Below are 18,790 nucleotides of genomic sequence, written 5' to 3' on the forward strand. Positions count from 1 at the left end.
ACCGCGGGCTGGTCACCTTGCCCAAGGGAAGCGGTGGCTGGGACTACTGCGCCTCCCCGCCCCTGCCCCGCTGGGTCCAACGCCCGCCTGCCGAGCGGCCGCTCTGCCGTGAACACGCCCCCCGCGCCTATGTCGAGCCGTTGCGCTTCGCCACCACCCTGCGTCTGACGGCAGGCGACCGGGCCCTGCTCGGCCCCGTCAACGCGCTGCTGCGCGACCAGCCGGACGCCGAGATCATCCCGGTGGCTGACCGCTCCTACGAGCTGTACGGCGACGAGAAACGCCTGAAGAACATTGAGCGCCACCACCTGGTCACCAAGGGGCTGCTGGACCTCGCCGTGCACTTCCGTGCCCGGCCCACGCCCGCCCCCCTGGCAATGTATGAACTCGGGCCAGCGCCGTGGCTGCTCATCGTCGAGAACACCGCTGCGTTCACCAGCCTGCGTGACATCCTCGGCAGCTGGCCCGACCGCAGCCAGGTCGGCTGGCTCGGCTTCGGCGAGGGCGACCACCTCATCGCCTCCCTGTCCACCGCCCAGGCGTCCTTCCGTGAGCGCGAGCACCCCGTGGACACCCTGCTGCTCTACGCCGACCTCGACTTGAAGGGCCTATGCTGCGCCCGAAAAGCCAGTGAACGTGCCCACGCTGCCGGTCTTCCCCCGCTGGAGCCCGCCGCCGGCCTCTACCAGGCCCTCCTCACCCGCCCACCGCGCTCGCACCCGCCCGTCACCGACGACGACGCCCACGCCGCAGCCACCTGGCTGCCGCCCCACCTCGCTGCTCCCGTTGCGCAGTTGCTCACCGATGGCTTGGTCCTGCGCCACGAAGCCCTCCCCCTTCCCCAGCTCCGCTCCCTCCTGGTCCCCGACGCGCCGCTGCTGCCCCAGATCCGCGGCATCACGCCGGTGACCTCGCAGACGTCACCTCGATCCGCCCCGGCACCGCGAGGTGCCGGCACATGAACCACCCCCGCCCCCCTCTGCCACATCTGCCGTCCGCCGGCACCGACCTGTCCCGCTCACACCCACGAACCTGGAGCGACACCTTCGTCACGACCATCGACACCGTCCCCGTCGCATGCATCCGGCCGCGCGATACCGAGGAGCCCACCTGGGCCATCTACGCTCCGGACCGCTACCGGGCCGAGGACTACCTCGGCACCCTCCACGCCGGCGACACCGACGGCCTCTGACATGTTCAGGCCACCGGCGAGCGCCACGCCTCCTTCGCCGACGCCGTGCGTACCCACCGGCCTGGCCAGCCCCTTCGCCGCTCAGATCGCTGCGGTCGATGGCCGCGGAACACTCGTCCTGAACGAACTCCTCAACCCGCAGGCCGCATTCGAACCTGAAGCCAGTTCGCTGCACGGCCTCACCGAGAACAGCACCCGCAACGCCATCACCTTCAACGACCTGCTGCCCGTGCTCGCCAAGCTCTTCCACGGGCGACACCTCGTCGCCTACAGCACCTTCGACCGCGCCACCATCGCCCGCGAGCTCCACCGATACCTCAAGGATCCCGTCCGGGTCAGGGCATGGCTGAGCAGCAGCCGCTGGCACGACGCCATACCGCCTATCTCCACCTGGACCGGCCTGTGGTCCGCCCGCTACCACGCCTACCGCCACGTCAAGCTGGGCAGCCACTACGCAGCCGCCGCCAACTGCCATCTCCTTCTGCGCCGCCTCCAGCAACTCGCCCACCACCGTACGCAGACCCGCCCCCATGCCCGGCCCTGACTTGCCGCCACCCCACGAGCCCATCACGGCCGCCGTCTACCTGCGCCGATGGCCCAGCCCCGTGGTTAGGACCGAGCTCGTCCACGGTGTTCTGCTCTTCTCCGGCGACTTCGGCGAACGTTGATGGCGCTCCTTGATTGGATTCAGGGAGCGTCGTCAAGGTCATATCGCCCTGCCCAACGCACCTACCCAGAGTGGCGAGTACTCCTCAACGCCAGCTGCGGCCTCGAAGTCCATCCCGCCGAGGGCCAGCCGCACCCTCTGGTCGGCCGCTCCTGACCCGTCCTTGCCCACACGCCCCGGATGTACGCGTCCGTCATGCCCTATCCTTCCGGCAGGCCCGATCGACACACTGCTTGATCCTTCGCTCTAGGTCGTCCCCTCCACGGTGGTACGACCCCGGCCGCGGGTGTCTTGGTGCCTGCGCTCATTCAGCTCATCCGCGGTCAGTCCTCCCCAGATCCCCGATTCCTGTCCCGTCGCCAGCGCCCAGCCACGACACTGCTCCGACACCGTGCAACGAGCGCAGCACCGCTTTGCTTCGATGACTTGCAGCAGTGCGGGACCGATTCTGCCGATGGGAAAGAAGAGGTCGGGATCCTCATCTCGGCAGGCGGCCTGGAAGAGCCAGTCCATGGTTGGTTCCTTAGAATGGTTGAGGTCCGGGAGGGCCGGGTGTGGTGGGTGACGTTCCAGCTGTCGAGCAGGGTCAGGGTCGCTGGGTGCTCTTCGTGAGCTGTAGGGACCGAGACTGAAGACAGGCTGTGGCATCCAGCAGGGACCCAAGTAGCGCGCCCCTCTCAGAGGACCGGGGCACAGCGACGAACCTGCCTCGCGTACGTCAGTCCGGCTCACGCCGCTGGCCCTGGAGCGCGGTTCTTCCCGCGCTGAACGCCAGGCCGCGTGTTGTGGGCTCTGCAGCCACGTATCTGGCTCGCGATTCCGGCTGGTTGCCGGACCAGGGCCGCTCATCCGGCCAGCCACGATCACCTTCCCCTCACACGTCACGGGCGAACGCGCGCGTTGTCCCCAGGACATCGCTCCACCAGGTACTCCGTCGGTGCTGCTGGCTCCGCTGGCGGGATAGGGAATCATCGGCGCGCTGTGCGCGGTGCGTGCCGCACGGCCGTAGCATCGAGCGTCTCCTCGACCCGCTCGCGGGTCTGCTGAGCCTTGCGCGCAGGAGGGGGTGGGCGCACGCCTGTGTACACGGCGATGAGCCCCAGGACAGCCAGGGCGATGGCGCCTGCGCTGTTGATCACGGTGTGCTCCTCACCATCTCTCCGCCCCCGGGAGGGGCCCGCCAGGTCCCTTCTTCCAGACCAGCCTCCAAAGCCGAATGCCTGGATGCCCTCAGGAGTGGGCACTCCCGCGGTGCGGTCGGGGGCGGGGTGGAAGTCCGCCCGGCGGGACGTGCACGCCGGCAGCCATGAAGCACGGTGCGCCCGCCCCGGCTCTCCCCCTGCGCTTCCGCTCCCCCGGCCCAGCCTGAAGGGGAAGCCTCCATCAGACCTACCGCGCGTGGATTCCGGGCCGAGGAGGCACAAGCTCGTGCAGGCCAAGGGCTTCCCATTGCGCCACGTCGAGCACATTCATTCCCGGCAGCTGCCGATGAGCGGGCGCCGCAGCGGTCAGGAGGAGGCGCTGCCGGCTGACCTGTATCAGGCCAAGGGCCCACGCCCCCAGGTGCATCCCGTCAACGTGATCGACGCCGGGCACCGGTACCTCCCCATCGCTCATCGCGGGCGCTCGCGCGCGCGGTGCCGCGTGCTCGTCAGGGAAGGGCAGCTCTTGCAGACGCTCGGCAAGAGTCTGATCCAGGATGGCGTCCAGTTCGGGGGCGACGCCGTTCTGCTCAGTCAACGACTGCCCCGCGTTCCTGGCGGCATCCAGCGCCCCCACTCCCCCACCGTGCTGCTCGATGGTCTCCAGCCGCGCAAGGGCACTCGTCAGGTCCTGGTTGGTCGCCGGTAGATTCAAGGTCGTGCGGCACATCCCGATGATCCCGGCATCCAGCCCTGCGCCCTGGTCATCCACGTCGAGTTGATGGGCAGCGGCCGCTGCGACGGCGCGGGCCAGAAGTCCAGCCTGCCAAGCGGCCTGGGCCTCAGCCTCGAGCTGGGGCCGTACTTCCGCATCGAATGCCAGGGCAGCCGCCTGGGCGTCCAGGGCCAGGGCCGCCCGCGTGCAGCGTCGGGCCATCTCGCGCAGCAGCCGCAGCAGGTCGTCATCTCGGGCCTTTCGGTCAACCATCGATCTCCTCCCTCAGGACGGCGGTGGGTGGCGCTCAGCATCAGGTGGTTCCCCGGTGCGGCGCCTGCGGTGTGGCCGCGGCCTGCGGGTGACGCTGTGCCTGATCCAGCACGTGGGCCAGTCCGTTACGCATCAAGGAGGCTGTCTGGTGTGGTGCGCTGCCCGCAGCCAGCTGGGCTTGTGTCTGCTTCACGACCATTGCGGTCTGCCGCTGCACGCTCAGCGCGATCAGCACGGGTGCTTCCCGTTGCGCGGTCTGATTAAGGCTCATGGGGTGGGTGGCCCTTCCGCCCACGACTGCGTGATGCCGCGCGGTCATCGTCGTGCTGATGAGGTATTCGACGTCCACCTCGACGTCGTCTCGCGAAGCCGCCTCCCACGCCCGGTGCGTCAGGTCCGTGGGGTCCATCGTCACGCCGTCGCGGTGCTGTTCGATGACCGCGGCCAGGAGGTAGTGGTGTTCCGGCTTGCTCATGTCCCTCGGTCGCAGCGCAGCAGCGTTGCCGTGAGCGAGCTGTTCCGGATGGGCCACCAGGGACATCACGACCTGCTCTTCGACTCGTAGCGCCTGCCATCGCTGCGGGTGCGTCAGATCGGCGAACACGGGCGCGGGCACGATCGGCTCCCCGCCTGCGGTGAGCGTCGGCTCCGCTGTAAACCGGTCCATGGCGGCCCTCACCGCTGCGATCTGCTCGTCGAGCGTCGCCCCGGGCCCTTGGACCTGAGCCGTCAGCTCCTGGCCGAGCTGGTGCACACGCTCGGCGATCCCGTGCTCCAGCACCTGGCGGGCGTAGCGGGCTCCGTGCTGAGGATCGGCACGCTGCTCGGAGAAGGCGAATTCCCCGATCGCCTCCCACACCCCCTCCCATGCCTTGAGGGAAGCGAGCGTCTCCTGGAGCTGGGCTGCCCGGCGTTGTGCCTGCTCCCGGGCCTTGACCGCATGGTCAGCGGTATCCGCGTGGATAGTCGCGTTCGCCCAAGCCTGGGCCTCCCATTCTTGGGCCTGACGGCACATCGGATGAGCGGCCGGGAAGTTCTCCAGCTGCCAGTTCGTGTCCTCGCGGGCGTCCTCGGCCTGCCCGTGCGCTGTGCGCGCCCGGTCCACCGCCGCCTTCGCCTCCCGGTCGGCGACGTCAGCATCCGCGCGAAGGCCATCGGCCAGAGTCTGCATCCGTGTCTGCAGCCGCTGGCGGAGCATGAGACACACGGTCTTGACACGTTCCAGCCCCGAGGCCTGTGTGACGTAGGGGTGATTCCACAAGCCGTCCTCGACCAAAGCGCCGTACATCTGCTGCAGCCATATGTTCCCGAAGTCACGCGAGCGCACCGACGACGCCTGCGCAAGGGGGCCCATCTTCGCCACGTCTTGGATCAACGTGCTGATCAGTGCCTGCTCGGAGCGCAGTCGTGCCTGTGCCCTACTGGCTCCGGACATGGCGCCCCCGCCCCGCACCCACGGCCCTCACTCGGGCGCGCAGACCCCCACAGACCCACGCGGGGCGTATGAGCTCGGCCCTCCACGGACCAGGAGCCGAGGGCCCCGCTCGCTGCAGACGCCCCATTGTTCCCACCCCAGGGCGACGCCAGCGGCCTGCTCGCGACCCACCGGCTGCGGCATGCTGCCACCGCGCCGGCCTCCCGCGCACTCTGAAGCGAGTCGTCATGTTGCTACCGCCTTGACGACGGTCGCGGCCGCCACCGCGCCCGGAACGTGGTCGTGACAGGAGAACGGGTGCACCAGCCAGCTAATGTGGGCGGACAACGCCCACCGGTCACCGCGGGCACCACCGGTGTTCTGGACCTGGTGCGCCCATCCCTCGGCAGGTGCCCGGCACTCCCCCGCCAGTACCGGCCCACGGACGACCTCGCCTTCGCCACCACGGCCGTCACCGTCCCCGCCGTCAGCACGCTCGGCAAACTCCAGCTCCCCGTCCAGCACGACGAAGGCACTCAGCGCGTCACCGTGCTGATGCCACTGCGCCGTAGCACCCGGCGGCCAGGACACCGCCCACACCCCGCACCCCACCGGCGCGTCCAGCCGAGCCCACCGCGCCTGAGGGCTCTCGGGCACGTCCCTCAGCGCAGCGGGCACATCACCGAGCGACACCCTCCGCACATGGGCGACCAACTGCTGCTGCGAGACAGGATGCGCCAGCGCGATCGCCGCGAGACCATCAGCCGCGGCCACCGCCAGCCGATAGCGGTCCGCGTCCTCGTCTAACTGAGCCTGTGCGTGATCGTCAGCAACACGCCACACCGAACCCGCCCGAACCCACCACAACCCGCGATACCGGACGGGAGAATCCGGAAAATCCCCCAAGCTCCGCGCCTGGCCAGTCTCCAGCTCCCGATCCATCACGCTGGCCCCGATCGGAGCCAAACTCAGCCGGCTCTCCACCGAAACCGTCAGCTCATCAAGCCTCGCGCGCTGCTCCCCTGTCCACAGCTCCGCCATCCGCTCCCCCGACACCTCGTGAGGTCATGCCAACGGCCTCACGATGCGTGGCAACCAGATCTCAGGCACAACAGAATGCGCGTGGAGCGTGTCGGATCCCTTCTGACGGGAAGTCGACCCGTTCGGCTCCCGCCCCACGAAATCCTCACGCACTCCGGCCTTCACCCAGGCTGGCGGGGTGCTCGCCCTGCCCCCGGACCAGATGTCCTGATACATCCGGCAAGTGATCGATGAGGGCTGCCCCCCCCCGCGTGCAGGTCTGATCCTGTCTCGACCGGGTGTCCGATCGGGAGTGGTCCGCCCGCGAGCCGCATGCGCCCAAGGTTTGAATTCCTTTCCCAATGGGACGTTCGCCGGTTATGGGCAGTGGCGGCGGGGTGAGGAGGTCTTGTTGTCTCGTAGGACAACGGAGACGGTGAGCTCTGGGGCGACAAAGCTGGCACTGCGACAAGGCCCGTGCAAGAGCCGACCAGTTTCTGCAGGAGGAATTTGCCCTGACGACGAGATCGCCGACGGGACGGGGGACGATGGCTGGCCGAGCCGCACGACGCCGAGCACGCCCACATAACAGGTCAACGCAACTCACCGTGCTCGGCGAGAACTCTTCACTCCCACCGACGCAGGAAGGCTCAAGACCAGTCCCCTCCCTGGCAAATCAGGTCGACAGTTCCGGCTCTGCGGAACCGAGGGCAGTACTGCCCCTGCCCTGGGTGGTTGAGCCAGGCCAGCCCGCGCCGTTTCCCAGCTTGACCTGGGCAGCTTGCCAACTCGCCTGCGCCCCCTACACTAGGCAACGCTTCGTATCACTCGCGAAAGCATCAAGGCTGGCGCCCCCTCTCCGCCACTGAGCAGGACGAGGCACAGGCCCACCCGTCGAGGTGGGTGCGGACCGAGCACGCACTCTTGGGCCGCGGCGGCCAGCCTCTGCTCATGTCGATCCACAGCTCTATCCCTCACGACGGTGGCCGCTACTCTGACTAGCCAGCGAGTTTGATCATTCAGTCAGTGTGAGCGACTCGGTCTTGAGAGTGCCAGCCAACCCCCGCTTGAGCAGTTCGGGATCCTGTGACCCGTCCAAACTGGAGAATCTTGGATGCGTCCGACTCGCCTGAGCTCTTGGTAGCGATGCGGGACCTCCTCACATGAGGGGCTGCTCTCTTCGGTCTCGGCACAAGCAAGGTCCCGGCACATCCGCATTGTCCTCGTCGGCCTCTTACGCAGACACCTACGGATTCTCCTCATGGGCCGCGGCGCGAGCGGATTCGAACCCAAGGGCCGTGAGGTGAGCTCTCGTCAGAACCTCGAGTGATGCGCTCATCGCAGCTGGCGGCGAAGCCCTATACCCTCGGATGCCGTCAGGCGAGTTCACTCCCTCACAGGCACCCCATGAGCACGCGTGAGCGCTAGCGGTGGAATGATGCGCGCCGGTAGCGATTCCCCCTCCACAGCAAGGAAGTCTTGGGGCTGCAACGCCCCCGGGGGCCACGTGCGGGCCCAGTCACTCTTGGCCTGTGTCCTTGTGTCCCGCCTTGTGTCCCGCCTCGTGTCCCGGAATGCGCCTTTGTGAAGTGCACTTGGCGATGCCTCCCCTCGCGGGAAGAAGGAACCGCGTCATCCCGGCGGCGACGCCTCGCTCTGACGTCCCAGGGGGTACAGAGTCACGCCGCACACCTCGTCGGCAGGCACCTTTGTTCACCGCCGGCTCAGAACCCAGAGACTCGGGAGCAGGAGGGCGCTCCAGGGTCGGCACGGCCCCACCTCTACTCACCCAACTCTCGCACCATTCAACCCTATTGAGGTGTTCAAGGGATTTCTAAAGAGTATGACTTGATGAACTAAATACACCTTTCTACAACGAGAGCCCATTGATTCAGAGATTGACACAGCGATGGTAAAGGATGAGTAAAATATGCCCTCTGACCTGCACTTTCACATATTCACTATCTGGAACACATGGCGGGACACATGGCGGGACACAGGGACACGACTCGCGAGCTGGTGCGCAAAATCAACCAGCGGCCAAGTGTGACCCACCGGACCTCGGGAGAGTAAGGAACTCCGGGACGTCGCTTGCTCCTGCGCGTCTACGGTCTTCCTCGCCTCTCAACGGCCACGTCTAGCTGAGAGAGGGCGCGCCACTCTGCTAGCGTGTCTACGCCGCTTCCCAGCAGGAGTGGTGACGGGTAGTCCGCTAACGCGAGCCGGCGCCGATTCGGGCGGCCAGCGCTAGGAGGGGTGCGACGTGGGGGCGCCTTCATGTAGGCACACCTCAAGGGGCATCACTGCAGCACTGGCACTCACCGCAACTTGAGGTCCGCAGCAGCGCCGAGTCCGCGGAGTGGGCAACCTCGCAATGCTCGCCCCTAAAGGGCGCCAGGTACCAACTCATCGAACCAGAAGCAGGTACACATCAGACATGCCTGAGCAGATCACTCAGGAGCCGAACGAGGGCTCGGCGGCCGCAACCGCTCCCTCCAGCGAGCTCGTTCCAGAAACTTTTCTCCCCAGGCAGCGAACCGCCCCTTCGCTGACTCTTCCGGATCACTTCGACCCTGAGCTACGAAGCATCATCGAGGGGCTCCCTGAGCCTCTTCGGACTGCCGTGATCGCCGCAGTGAACACTTCCGGCGGCGTCATGTTCACCATGGGGAACGCCAAAGGCGGCGTTATGAAAACGACCCTATCGGTGTACTTCGCGCTCATCCTGGCCTTGACCGGGGAACCGGTCCTCCTCGTGGACTCGGATGGCACCAACAAAACATGCCTGAAATGGCAGATCGCTGCGGGCGAAGACTGGCCATCCAACGTCACCGTCGTCGGATACACGAGCCCTGCTATGGCTAAGCAGGTAAACGACCTGATGGCTCGTGGCTTCAAGCACCTCATCATCGACGTAGGCCCACAGGACGTCGGCGTCCTCAAGACCGCATGGATGCTCACGAAGCGCGGAATTGTGCCTACTCAACAGCACGTCGGTGACGTCGTTCAGCTCACCACGACCTTCGCTCTCCTCGAAGAGATGGGCGAGCCGATTGACCTCAGTGTCATGCTCGCAAAGTCCTTCCCTAAGCGCCGCAGCTTCGCAAACGCTCGCAACTACGTGGTCGACCTCATCGAAGGCAGGAGCGCCGATCACCCCGATGGCCTACCCACTGTGGGCATCCTGGAGAGCACCATTCCTCTCCTGGAAGATATTGCCGATACCTGGGGCTCCATCCCCGATGACTTCTCCTACTTCGGCGCCGTTCTCGCCGAGGCGCTGGGCGTTCCCCGAGCCGTGATCGCCGAGCGCGAGTCCAAGTGGCTGGCTTCACTTGAGGAGCAGCAGTAATGGCCGCGAGCAAGAAGACAACTTCGTCCCGTCGACCGAAGCCGGCCAAGGCTAGCGCCGCCTTTGGCAAGCTGAACGCCCTCTCATCAACCGGCGCTCTCCGGGCGATCGATAAGGATTCCCCCCAAGCCTCCGCCGAGGAGACAGCGCCGGTTCCTTCCGAAGCACCAGACACGGCCTCCCCGACATCACTGTCTACAGACGCCGTTGAGGGAGCATCCACTCCGCTGGAGACCAGCGCGCCGCGTGTACCGTCCCCCAGTTCGGAGGACCACCATGCGCCGACGTCCTCACCTGTGACAGAGCACGCAGCTCACATCGTTGGTTCAGGGCTGGAAGATGCATCCCCCGGCGAAGATGGCGTCGCCCAGGCGAATTCGCCGGAACGTGCTGCTATGCAGCCGCCTTCGGATGCTGACGTCCCTGCCTCGGCGCTGGGCGTGGAAACGACCAAGCGGCTCGAGCAGCAAGACCCCAGCATCACACCCGAGAACTCTCAGCCGGCCGGGACCTCGTTGGCTGTTCGGGCTGTCACTTCCGCTCCCCTTCTTAGCACCTCTGGCTACTCCGAGTCAGGTATGCAGAAGGCTCTCCCGGAGGTGCTCGCGAACAAGATTGACGGGCTCCCCCTCGTGTACGAGGAACTGGCGAAGAGCTATCGCAGGGCAAAATCAACTCGCACCGGCGTCAAGCCGAAGAAGCGGAACATCAGGCTGCATCATGAGGTAATCCAGCGCCTGAACCGCCAACTCGTCGCTGACAAGCGAATGCTGCGCTTGACAGACCTCAAGCCCAGTCAGTATGTGGACGCGGCTCTCACCCTTGCTCAGGGCGTCTCCGTTTCAGACCTAATCAAGGCAGCAGACGACTTCCGGGACAGCCACTTGGGAGAGCAGGATGCCCTCGCCTCTCCGAACCACTACAGCATCAGCGTTGAGAACTACGACTGGCTCGACGACATGGTGGATGAACTCCTCTTGGCGAACACCACAGGCCTGCACGGCCACATGATCAACGTCATCATCAAGTCCTACCTGGAGCAGTTCCAAGTTCCACGAGAAGGCTGACGCATACACGTTGCTGCTTGGGGTGGGACCTCGTCTCTGAGGTCCCACCCCAACTGTGTTCACAAATGCGCAATCTAGGCTACGCCTCGGGACGCGCGAGGGGACACAAGGACACGATCGGCGACTGCGCGTCCTCACCACGCGTCGGCCCGGCTACTAGGCCGCAGGCCCCGCCGCCTGCCGACAGGGCGCCGCTCCCGATCCCGTGCTTCTCGGCACCTTGCTCTGTTGCATGAAGTCGACGCCCCTCTGTCACCACCGGCACTGCACGACGCTCGTGCATCTCTCCCCGGCCTCAACCTTCACTGAACGACTGCCGATCCGGCCTAACGCTGCGTCAATCAGCAATCCGAGGCCTGCAGGCCGAGTGTCACACCCTCTCTACCTGCATGAATTCCCCCTCTTTAGGCTTAGGCGCTTGCAGCGCTCCGTCTCGCCTCACCATGCCCCGACACGCGAAGCGAGGGAGGTTTGCGGTGAAGGTGCACGAGGGTCGTATGATTCGCTGCATGAGCTGAGTACGCTCGTCGTGCTGCGCTCATATCGGAAAGCTACTCCGCACTCTGAGGGAGGTTCAGGTGCCACCACGCCGCTCGCCTGTGCGTCCAAACGGGACCGTGTCCCAGCGGACTGTGTCCGAGTGGTCTGGCGTCAGCGCAGGCACGCTGAAGAACTTGGCTCGCATTGGCCTGCTAGCAGACGCGAATCACCTTCGCCCGCACGATGTCGTCGTTGCCCGAGTGGCCGCGGCGCTCGGGGCAACGCGCTCGACGAACCGGGATACCCAGCAGGGAGAGCGAACGCACACCGCCTTTCAGCGTGACTGGGATGCGGTTCGCCTCGTGGTGGAGCTGCTCATCGCGGCCGATGACCCTGCCACGAACGTTGAGGTGAACCCCCGAACTCGCTTGGTCGCCTTCCCGGAGTCCGCTCACCTGATCCAACAGGACTACGAGCTGCTCCATCTCAGTGAGCAGGCTCTGGAGCAGCAGTGCGCAGTTGATGTCCTACCGATCGGAGCCTGGTATGACGACCTTCAGACACGTCTCGCCGCGCTGTTCGAAGGGGAGGGGAAGATAGCCGCCTAGAAAGCAGAGCGGCACCCACATACCTGCCGCAAACAGAGTGGGTGCCGTCTGAAAGGCCAAGTGACCTCTCTCGAACCACTCCTGAGGTTACCAGCCATCGAGCCGAGACGTCTCCACGCGCGGGGGTCCCGGCTCGATGTGTCCTACCCATCTCTATGCGCCGAAACTGGTAGCCCATGCCGTCTTCATCAGATCGTGTCGGGGCTCACACGCGGTTCCCCGCGCCAATTAATCCAGGCCTATCCGTGAGCCCGAGCAACGCCAGCCATGCTCGCCGTACAAACCGGCACATCCATTCCTTGACAGCCCGGGAGCTCACCACAGCTCCCGGGCTCGCCTCATGAATCCTCGCCAGCCACTGCCAACGCGGCACACCCACGCTGTTCGCGTGGTCGGCGTATCAAACCCTGCAAATGCGGAGCGCCTGGGACCCCCAGTCCCAGGCCACTCGCGTGTCCAGGAAGAGGTGAAAACCCCCTAAAACACCTAACTGCATACCATCGCGCGGCTGAACTCCCTTCTCCCACAGGCAGAGTCAGCTGGCGATGAGGGTTTCCCTTACACCTCCTCGACAGGAGCAGATCATAGCTACCCGTCCGAGGGTTGGCTCACTCATGCCTGTTTCAGGCCAGGTGAGTACGCCAACCACAACCTCGTCCCCGACGGCGCCTCACGCGTCGTCCCCCTTCAGTTTTCGCGCCGGGGGCGCCGAAGTCCCCTCCACCCTTCGTGCCTCAGACGAGGCTCTTCTACTCACGCGCAGCATGCGTACGGCTCTGCGGTCTGCCGTGCGGTCTCTTCTGGATGACTCGCGTCTGGCGAGCTCCTGTGATCTGGTGCGCTTGGCCAGTGTGGTGCTGTTGGCCAAGGCACCTGTGTCGTCTGCGGTCGTGATGATGCTGCAGCGGGATCTCGCGGGGTGGCTCGGCTACGGCGTCTCGCACATCGCGCACACGGTCATCCCCCGTGTTCGGGAAAGCCACGCGGTCACCTGTGAGGTCAAGCGGGGGCCAACGGGGCGGGTCGAACGCTTGCGGTTGGAGCTGCTGCCGCTGCGCGAGGCACGCGCATCCGCGGCCGCGACTCCGCTGTCGGTGCTGATGCGCCGTGAGCTGGCGACTCTGCTGACCTTCTGTGAGGCGGTGTTCTGCCCCGGGTGGAACCCTAAGGACAGGGAAGCCACCCCTGCCGGCTTCATGGCCTCTCATCGGCCGAGGAAGGGCTCGGCGTCGGACCGGCTGGCAATGCTGCTGCTGGCTCTGGAGGCCCGTGACGATGGGCGGGTGCGGATGGCTCCTGGCCGTCTTCCTGCCGGATACAGCCGTGCGGAGGTCACGGTGGCGCGGCTCTTGGGGTGTGAGCCCGCGGACGGCGCTGCGGTGCTGCGGCGGCTGCTGGATTTCGGCGCGCTGGCGTGGCACCGGCCCGAGCTCTACGGACAGGAGCGCCTGATGATCCCCGCGGTACGGGAGGCGTTTGAGCGTGCCCGTGGGCGGGTTCACCATGTGCCGGTGCCGAGGGAGACCGCCCCTGGAGGAGACATGGCGCCTGCGCAGCAGTCGTCATGTGTTCGGTGTGGTGACGGCGCTGGCTTCCAGGAGGATCAGATTGAGGAGTTGGTGCTCGAGGGGGCGGGGTGGGCGCAGCTCTCGTTTGAGGATGTGACGGCTGAGGTTGTTGAGGCGGATAGTGCATGTGGGGATCAGGAGTCATTGCTGGCGCCTGGATCTGAGGCATCGCCGCAGGTCACAGCTGCTTGTCCGGGAGGATCGTCGTCGGAGGCTGGTGCAGCCCTCCACACGGACCACGCACCTGGGGCTGCTCCCTCTGTGATTCTTGCGCGTTCGTTGGGGTGTTTTTCCGGCTCTGCCGTTGGGGGTTGCGGTGGGCTGCCGGGACGCACGGGCGCACGCGAGGATCAGGCGGGTTTGCGTGCGCCGACGGTGCCGGTGTTCCGTGGAGCCGACAGCCCGCTGCGCGGGGAGAAGCCCGAAAGGGCTGGCGGGGGAGGGAAGTCTGGTCCTGCTGCTGCGATGTCGTTGCAGGCTTGGCGTTCTGTCTCTGGAGGGCCACCTCCAGTGTGGACGTCGCTTCCCGCAGGCTTGGAGCGAGTGCTGGAGCCTGTGGCCATGGTCTGGGGACGTGTTGATCGGATGGGTGCTCGGGAGGTGGTCAGGAAGGCTGTCTGGCGCCATCTCACCGCGATCCTCAACGTGTGCGGACCGGACGTGGATGCTGAGCGTGTGTTGCGGGAGCGGCTCAAGCGCAGGCTTGCCGAGCAGGGCGCAACCCACATCACCGATCCGGTGGGATGGTTGATGAGCCGTGGCTTGCCTCGCCGGTCTGTGTGCCTGGAGTCTCGCTGCGATGACGGACGCCGGATGGACACCCGGGCCGACTGCCAGGCCTGCGTGCTGCAGATTCTCGACGGCCGCGCCCTGCGCGCCCGCGCCGCCAAGCTGGCATCGGCGGCTCTCGGTGGCGACGGGGTAATGGCCAAGGCGGCTGGCGAGAAGGAGTTGTGTGCTCTGTGGCGGCGTGAGGCCGAGGCCACCGCCGCCCGGCATGCTGAGACCATCCGCATGCGGGAAGCCGCCGCGGCGGCCACGGCTGAGCACCGTGCCGAGGTTCAGGCTCGGCACGCTGCGTGGGAGGCTCAGCCATGCGCCGACTGCGGGCAACCCGAGTCGGCCGGCCTGTGCGGGAGTTGTCGTGACCGCCGTGAGGTCCCGACGTTCCAGCGCGAGGCCATCGACGTGGCGGTGGCAACCTGGGGCCTCGGCTCCAACGAGCAGGCCCAGCTGTGCGCCGAGCGGGTTGAGGCGGACGTCCGGCGTACCGTCGAACAGGCGGTTAAGGAACTGCGCGACACGGGCACCAGCCAGGCCGCGGCGTTGGACCTGGCCGAGCGCTTGGCCACGCAGTCGCATCTGCATGCCGTGCGCCAAGCAGCCTTGAACTGCCTGGCCACAGGAGGAAAGGCGCAAGAGGAGGCCGAGCGGGTCTTCGCCGCCGAAATGCGCTGCCGCCACTACCACGACAGCTGGGAAGCGGCACAAAAAGCGGCCGGGGAAGCATCCGAGAAGGCTCGGTGGAGAACCGCGCACCACCTTCTGGACCAGCAGCTTCGGGAGGTCCGGGCTATTCGGGCACGCGCCGTCGACACGGAAACCGAGCCTGACCCATACCAGGTGCAGGCCGACCGCGTACGCGCCGCGATGAACTGGTCCCCACCGTCACGACGCCTCTCCGCTCCAGGAACGCACCACGCCGCAGGTAAGGCCGTCGAGCTGACCGAGGCACGAGCGTGACACAACCCATGCCCGCCCGGCTCCTGGAGCCGCGCCCTCGAGGACAGCGGCAACCTCCGGCGCCGCGCCAAGAGATCGTGCAGAGCCCGTCCGCGGCCCGCAGTTCGAGGACCTCGGTGTTCGGGCATCGCAACTGAGCGCCTTCTCCGCGCCGGGGGTGCGGCCGAAGGTTGCCGAACTCTGTGCTAAGGCGAAACGGGTGGCATCGGAATGGCGGTCTGGTTGCCGGGATGGGTGAGCTCCGGCATCTCCTGTGCCACTTCCCAGGCGATGACGGTGCGGCCTTGCTGCTGGTAGGTGACCTGCTTGATGCGTTTGCGGACCTCGTAGGAGGCTCTGCCGCGTACGCCGTAGACCTCGACGAAGGTCACTGGGTCGGTGTCGACGAGGACGAAGTCCGGGAACACCGAGTCGCTGCGGTCCCAGCGCAGCGACTTGATCATTTTCCGGCCTGCGTCGGTCAGCGCGTCGGCCATGCGACGTTCGTAGGAGGACTCCACCGGAAGGTAGTTGTGGTTGGTGAGCATGTACGCGGCGTCGACGATGGTGAGGACGCGGGAGCGGGGACGTTGCTCGATGACCAGCAGGGCGATGCGGTGCGCGGTGTCGCCCGCGGCGGGGGAGAAGGCGGCGACGTAGGAACGCTTCCACCTCTCCAGCTGCTTGGCGGAGGCGTACAGGCCCCTGGGCAGGTGGCGCAGGGCGATCCGGTGCCCGTAGGTGCTGGGTTCGATCTTCTTGACCTCGCCGAGAATGAGCCCGCGCCGGGAGTGCCCCTGCGGGCGCGGTGCCAGCTGTTGCTGGAAGCTGCGGAACTGAGCTTGGTGGAGGTCTGCCGTCTCGGGTCGGAAGACCGGGACGATGTAGAGAGTGTCGGCCAGGGGGCGGGAGTCGATGGTGCACTCCTGCAGCACGCTGTGGAGCCGTGTCCGGCACGTGTGCCAGTGCCGGCGGTGGCCTCGCGGATGGCGCCACTGGTTGAGCTGGGATTCCTCCCACAGGAAGTGGGTCAGGCCTAACAGCCCAACGGGGCGTCGCGATGCGCTGGCGTCGTGCGTCTGGTCGGCTTCGGCCGGGGTGGTGGGGGAGGAGGCTGTCTGAAGGATCAGCGGGACATCGAGGCGGATCGATGTTCCGGTGTCGGTCTGCAGGATGCCGCTCTCGCTGTGGGGAGGGCGTCCGGACAGCTCGCCTTCGAGTTTGAAGAAGCCGCAGTGGTGGGCGTGCTGACTGCCTTCGTCGGGCCATCCGGCGAGATGGAACCGTCCGGCGCGGACGCGGATGACGAGTCGGGGCATGTGCTCGTGTGTTCCCCCGCACAGGCAGTAGGCACAGCCGTCCTCTGACCGGGCCTTGGAGAACAGGTGGGCGTAGCGGCCGGGGCTGCGGCGGACGAGGGCGAGCGGGATTTCCTGGCCGGCGATCACCACGCGTGGAGCGTGTGCGGCGCCGGAAGGGAGGCGCCGGGATCGATGGTGGGGCATGGGCAGGCGCATCAGGCGGCGGAGACGGTCATGGCCGCGGCTCCCTCGCTGCGGCGGCTCATCCGGGCGGCCGTCTGCATCAGGGCGGGAACGTAGCCGTGGCGGTGCCGGTGGATCTGTGCCGGGAGTCCCATGAGTGCCAGGGCGCCGGTGACGGTGCGGCCGCGGAACAGGGGAGCGGCGAGCATCTCCCATCCGGGCACTGGGCTCTGGGAGAGGGCGTGGCCTTCTGCGCGGATCTCCCGGGTGTAGCTGCTGGCGGGTGCATCATCGAGGTAGGCCTGAATGACCAGTCCGGCTGCGTCGGAGTGGAGAGGCGCTCGTATCAGTCGGTCGCGGACGCTCGGGGGGCACCGCGCCAGGGCGGTCTGGAAGTCGGCGCGCTTGGCGATGTTGGAGTGCAGGCATTGACGGGTGGAGGTCGCGCCGATCAGGACAGCGGAGAAGACCAGCACGACCTGCGCGGTCTGGCGCTGCAGGAGCGCGAGCTCGCGGTAGAGCACCCCGTCGTCAGACACGGCGGAGTCGGTCAGGCCTTCGCCTGGTGTGACGAGCCTGCCGCGTGCCAGGCCGTACTGCCCTTGGCGGGGATGCACGAAGGCATCCGCCCGGACGCCGGCGCTGAGTATGCGGTGCACGGTTGACTTCGTGTACTTCGTGTTCTCGATGATTCTCCACATGGGGTGGACCCCGGCCCCCAGTTCCTCGACGGCCTGGTACACGCGGAATACGCGCTCGTGCGAGGTGGGTTCCCCTGGTTCGAAGGGCGCTTCGATCGTCAACTCTCCCCCTCGATCATGAATTTGCCCTGACGTTCCGTGAGAAGAAACGGCAAGTCAGAGTGCTGCGGGTGCCTCATCTGTATCGCACGGCAGAACCATCGCGTTAGTGAATCTGCGTTACTGGCACTGCCCCTTCCAGTTACGCACGGCAAGCAGTCTGAATGCCGGTCATGAGGCCCTCGTTACCGAGGGCAAGGGCGGCAACCTGGGACGGAACCCGGCGAGGTGTGGTCCGACCCCACTGTGGAAGAGATCACCTCGTGACTCCGTGTGATGCATCGTGATCCGCTGCGAGATGCGCCCCCGTTACGGCATACGGATTCTGACCTGCGCCGACGGCGCCGAGGCCGATCGAGCGGTGCGGGGGCGAGGCGAGTCTGACACCGGGACCCGCGTTTCCCGCCACACGGGAAGTCCGCCGGGATGATCCGTGAGGCGGGACGGCGGGCCTGACATGGGGGTCGGGGTGCCGGGAAGCTGAAGGCGGGAGCAGTCAGAGGCGACCGCGCATGTGAACACCCTGACTGGCGCGGGCCAAAGGCACATGGATAACCGGCTCCGGGCTGGGCCCCCGATTCGACATGCGTAGGCGAGTACTGCGGCAGGGGCCGGCCGGTTCCCCGCAGAAATGCGCACCGTGCCCTCCGGCGCAGCGTGCCCAGTGGGCCCCTTAAGCCGTGCCAGAAGCCAGCGGTCCGGCGTGCGGGAGACTCACCCCCATCCTCCCGTCCGGTGGGAGCAGAGCCACCCTGGCGGCGCTCACCTCTGGATCAGGGCAGCCGGCCGGCCCACACTCCACCTGCTTGCCAACCCACTTGTCACGCCCTTCCGGGAGGACTCTCATGTGCTCGCGTGCCTTCTTCTCCTTCGCCGTCGTGCCCACGGCCCCTCCCGCGGTGGCCGCAGCCCCGCTGACTGGAATGCTGCCGCACGCGCAATCGGACCCGGCCCCGGCCCTCCCTCAGCGCGGGTCTGACGTCCCAGCCGCCCGGAACGCCGCCGAGCCGGGGCACTCGTGCCCCGGCTGCGGCCAGGCCATCCCCGGACGGGATTCCCAGGAGGCGGGAGCGACGCCCCCACACTGACCGCCCTGCGGGAGCTGTCCCGCCCGGCACCGCCTACGCCTTGCCCCCCGCCAGAAGGCCCCCCTTGGCTTGCCTGCGCAAGCACATCCACCTGAATGGAAGGGGCCGCAGCATGACTGCCATCCCGCGCCCGCAGCACGACCAGATGATTCCGGCACCGTCTCGCATTCCGCGCCCGATGTCCCAGGAGATTCCCTT

The 18,790-nt window shown here is 66.8% G+C and carries 13 protein-coding genes and 1 pseudogene; 7 read left to right on the forward strand and 7 right to left on the reverse strand.

The genetic code is table 11. The annotated features are described in order from the left end of the window. From ACFWZ5_RS37780 to ACFWZ5_RS37790, 3 genes and pseudogenes are all read left to right on the forward strand, one after another. Positions 1–962: pseudogene (locus tag ACFWZ5_RS37780) on the forward strand (hypothetical protein); the annotation flags it as partial. Beyond that, the gene (locus ACFWZ5_RS37785; protein ID WP_384891955.1) at positions 959–1,192 is read left to right on the forward strand and encodes a hypothetical protein; all 234 of its coding nucleotides are present in this window, start codon (positions 959–961) and stop codon (positions 1,190–1,192) included. The pseudogene ACFWZ5_RS37780 and the gene ACFWZ5_RS37785, both read left to right, overlap by 4 nt. A gap of 1 nt (position 1,193) precedes the next feature. Continuing rightward, the gene (locus tag ACFWZ5_RS37790; protein ID WP_384891958.1) at positions 1,194–1,736 is read left to right on the forward strand and encodes a hypothetical protein; all 543 of its coding nucleotides are present in this window, start codon (positions 1,194–1,196) and stop codon (positions 1,734–1,736) included. A gap of 369 nt (positions 1,737–2,105) precedes the next feature. Here the strand turns inward: ACFWZ5_RS37790 and ACFWZ5_RS37795 are convergent, their stop codons facing one another. From ACFWZ5_RS37795 to ACFWZ5_RS37815, 5 genes are all read right to left on the reverse strand, one after another. Next, positions 2,106–2,372: a WhiB family transcriptional regulator gene (locus tag ACFWZ5_RS37795; protein WP_384891961.1), complete on the reverse strand. Its 267-nt coding sequence runs from the start codon at positions 2,370–2,372 to the stop codon at positions 2,106–2,108. 455 nt (positions 2,373–2,827) lie between these two features. Then, positions 2,828–2,998, reverse strand: coding sequence for a hypothetical protein (locus tag ACFWZ5_RS37800; protein WP_384891964.1), 171 nt, complete (start codon positions 2,996–2,998; stop codon positions 2,828–2,830). A gap of 250 nt (positions 2,999–3,248) precedes the next feature. Then, on the reverse strand, positions 3,249–3,989 hold the full coding sequence (locus ACFWZ5_RS37805) for a hypothetical protein (protein WP_384891967.1): 741 nt from the start codon (positions 3,987–3,989) through the stop codon (positions 3,249–3,251). A gap of 40 nt (positions 3,990–4,029) precedes the next feature. After that, positions 4,030–5,424 carry a hypothetical protein gene (locus ACFWZ5_RS37810; RefSeq protein ID WP_384891970.1) on the reverse strand — a complete coding sequence of 465 codons (1,395 nt, stop codon included), beginning with the start codon at positions 5,422–5,424 and terminating at the stop codon, positions 4,030–4,032. 225 nt (positions 5,425–5,649) lie between these two features. Further along, complete coding sequence (locus ACFWZ5_RS37815; RefSeq protein WP_384891973.1) at positions 5,650–6,444, reverse strand: hypothetical protein; 795 nt, start codon at positions 6,442–6,444, stop codon at positions 5,650–5,652. Positions 6,445–8,860: 2,416 nt separating this feature from the next. Between ACFWZ5_RS37815 and ACFWZ5_RS37820 the strand changes: the two genes are divergently transcribed. The 4 genes from ACFWZ5_RS37820 (at position 8,861) to ACFWZ5_RS37835 (ending at position 15,241) form a co-directional block, all read left to right on the forward strand. After that, on the forward strand, positions 8,861–9,775 hold the full coding sequence (locus tag ACFWZ5_RS37820) for an AAA family ATPase (protein WP_384891976.1): 915 nt from the start codon (positions 8,861–8,863) through the stop codon (positions 9,773–9,775). Beyond that, positions 9,775–10,842 carry a hypothetical protein gene (locus ACFWZ5_RS37825; protein ID WP_384891979.1) on the forward strand — a complete coding sequence of 356 codons (1,068 nt, stop codon included), beginning with the start codon at positions 9,775–9,777 and terminating at the stop codon, positions 10,840–10,842. Before ACFWZ5_RS37820 ends, ACFWZ5_RS37825 begins: the two co-directional genes overlap by 1 nt. 674 nt (positions 10,843–11,516) lie before the next feature. After that, the gene (locus ACFWZ5_RS37830) at positions 11,517–11,930 is read left to right on the forward strand and encodes a hypothetical protein (RefSeq protein ID WP_384891982.1); all 414 of its coding nucleotides are present in this window, start codon (positions 11,517–11,519) and stop codon (positions 11,928–11,930) included. Positions 11,931–14,059: 2,129 nt separating this feature from the next. Next, a complete protein-coding gene (locus tag ACFWZ5_RS37835) occupies positions 14,060–15,241 on the forward strand; it encodes a hypothetical protein (RefSeq protein WP_384891985.1) in 1,182 nt (393 codons plus the stop codon). 185 nt (positions 15,242–15,426) lie between these two features. Here the strand turns inward: ACFWZ5_RS37835 and ACFWZ5_RS37840 are convergent, their stop codons facing one another. Both ACFWZ5_RS37840 and ACFWZ5_RS37845 read right to left on the reverse strand, forming a co-directional pair. Further along, positions 15,427–16,671, reverse strand: coding sequence for a DUF1173 family protein (locus ACFWZ5_RS37840; RefSeq protein ID WP_384891987.1), 1,245 nt, complete (start codon positions 16,669–16,671; stop codon positions 15,427–15,429). Between the two features lie 65 nt (positions 16,672–16,736). Next, positions 16,737–17,507, reverse strand: coding sequence for a hypothetical protein (locus ACFWZ5_RS37845; protein WP_384891990.1), 771 nt, complete (start codon positions 17,505–17,507; stop codon positions 16,737–16,739). Positions 17,508–18,790: the final 1,283 nt, after the last annotated feature.

It is taken from the genome of Streptomyces sp. NPDC059003 (assembly GCF_042740445.1).
Classification (GTDB): Bacteria; Actinomycetota; Actinomycetes; order Streptomycetales; family Streptomycetaceae; genus Streptomyces.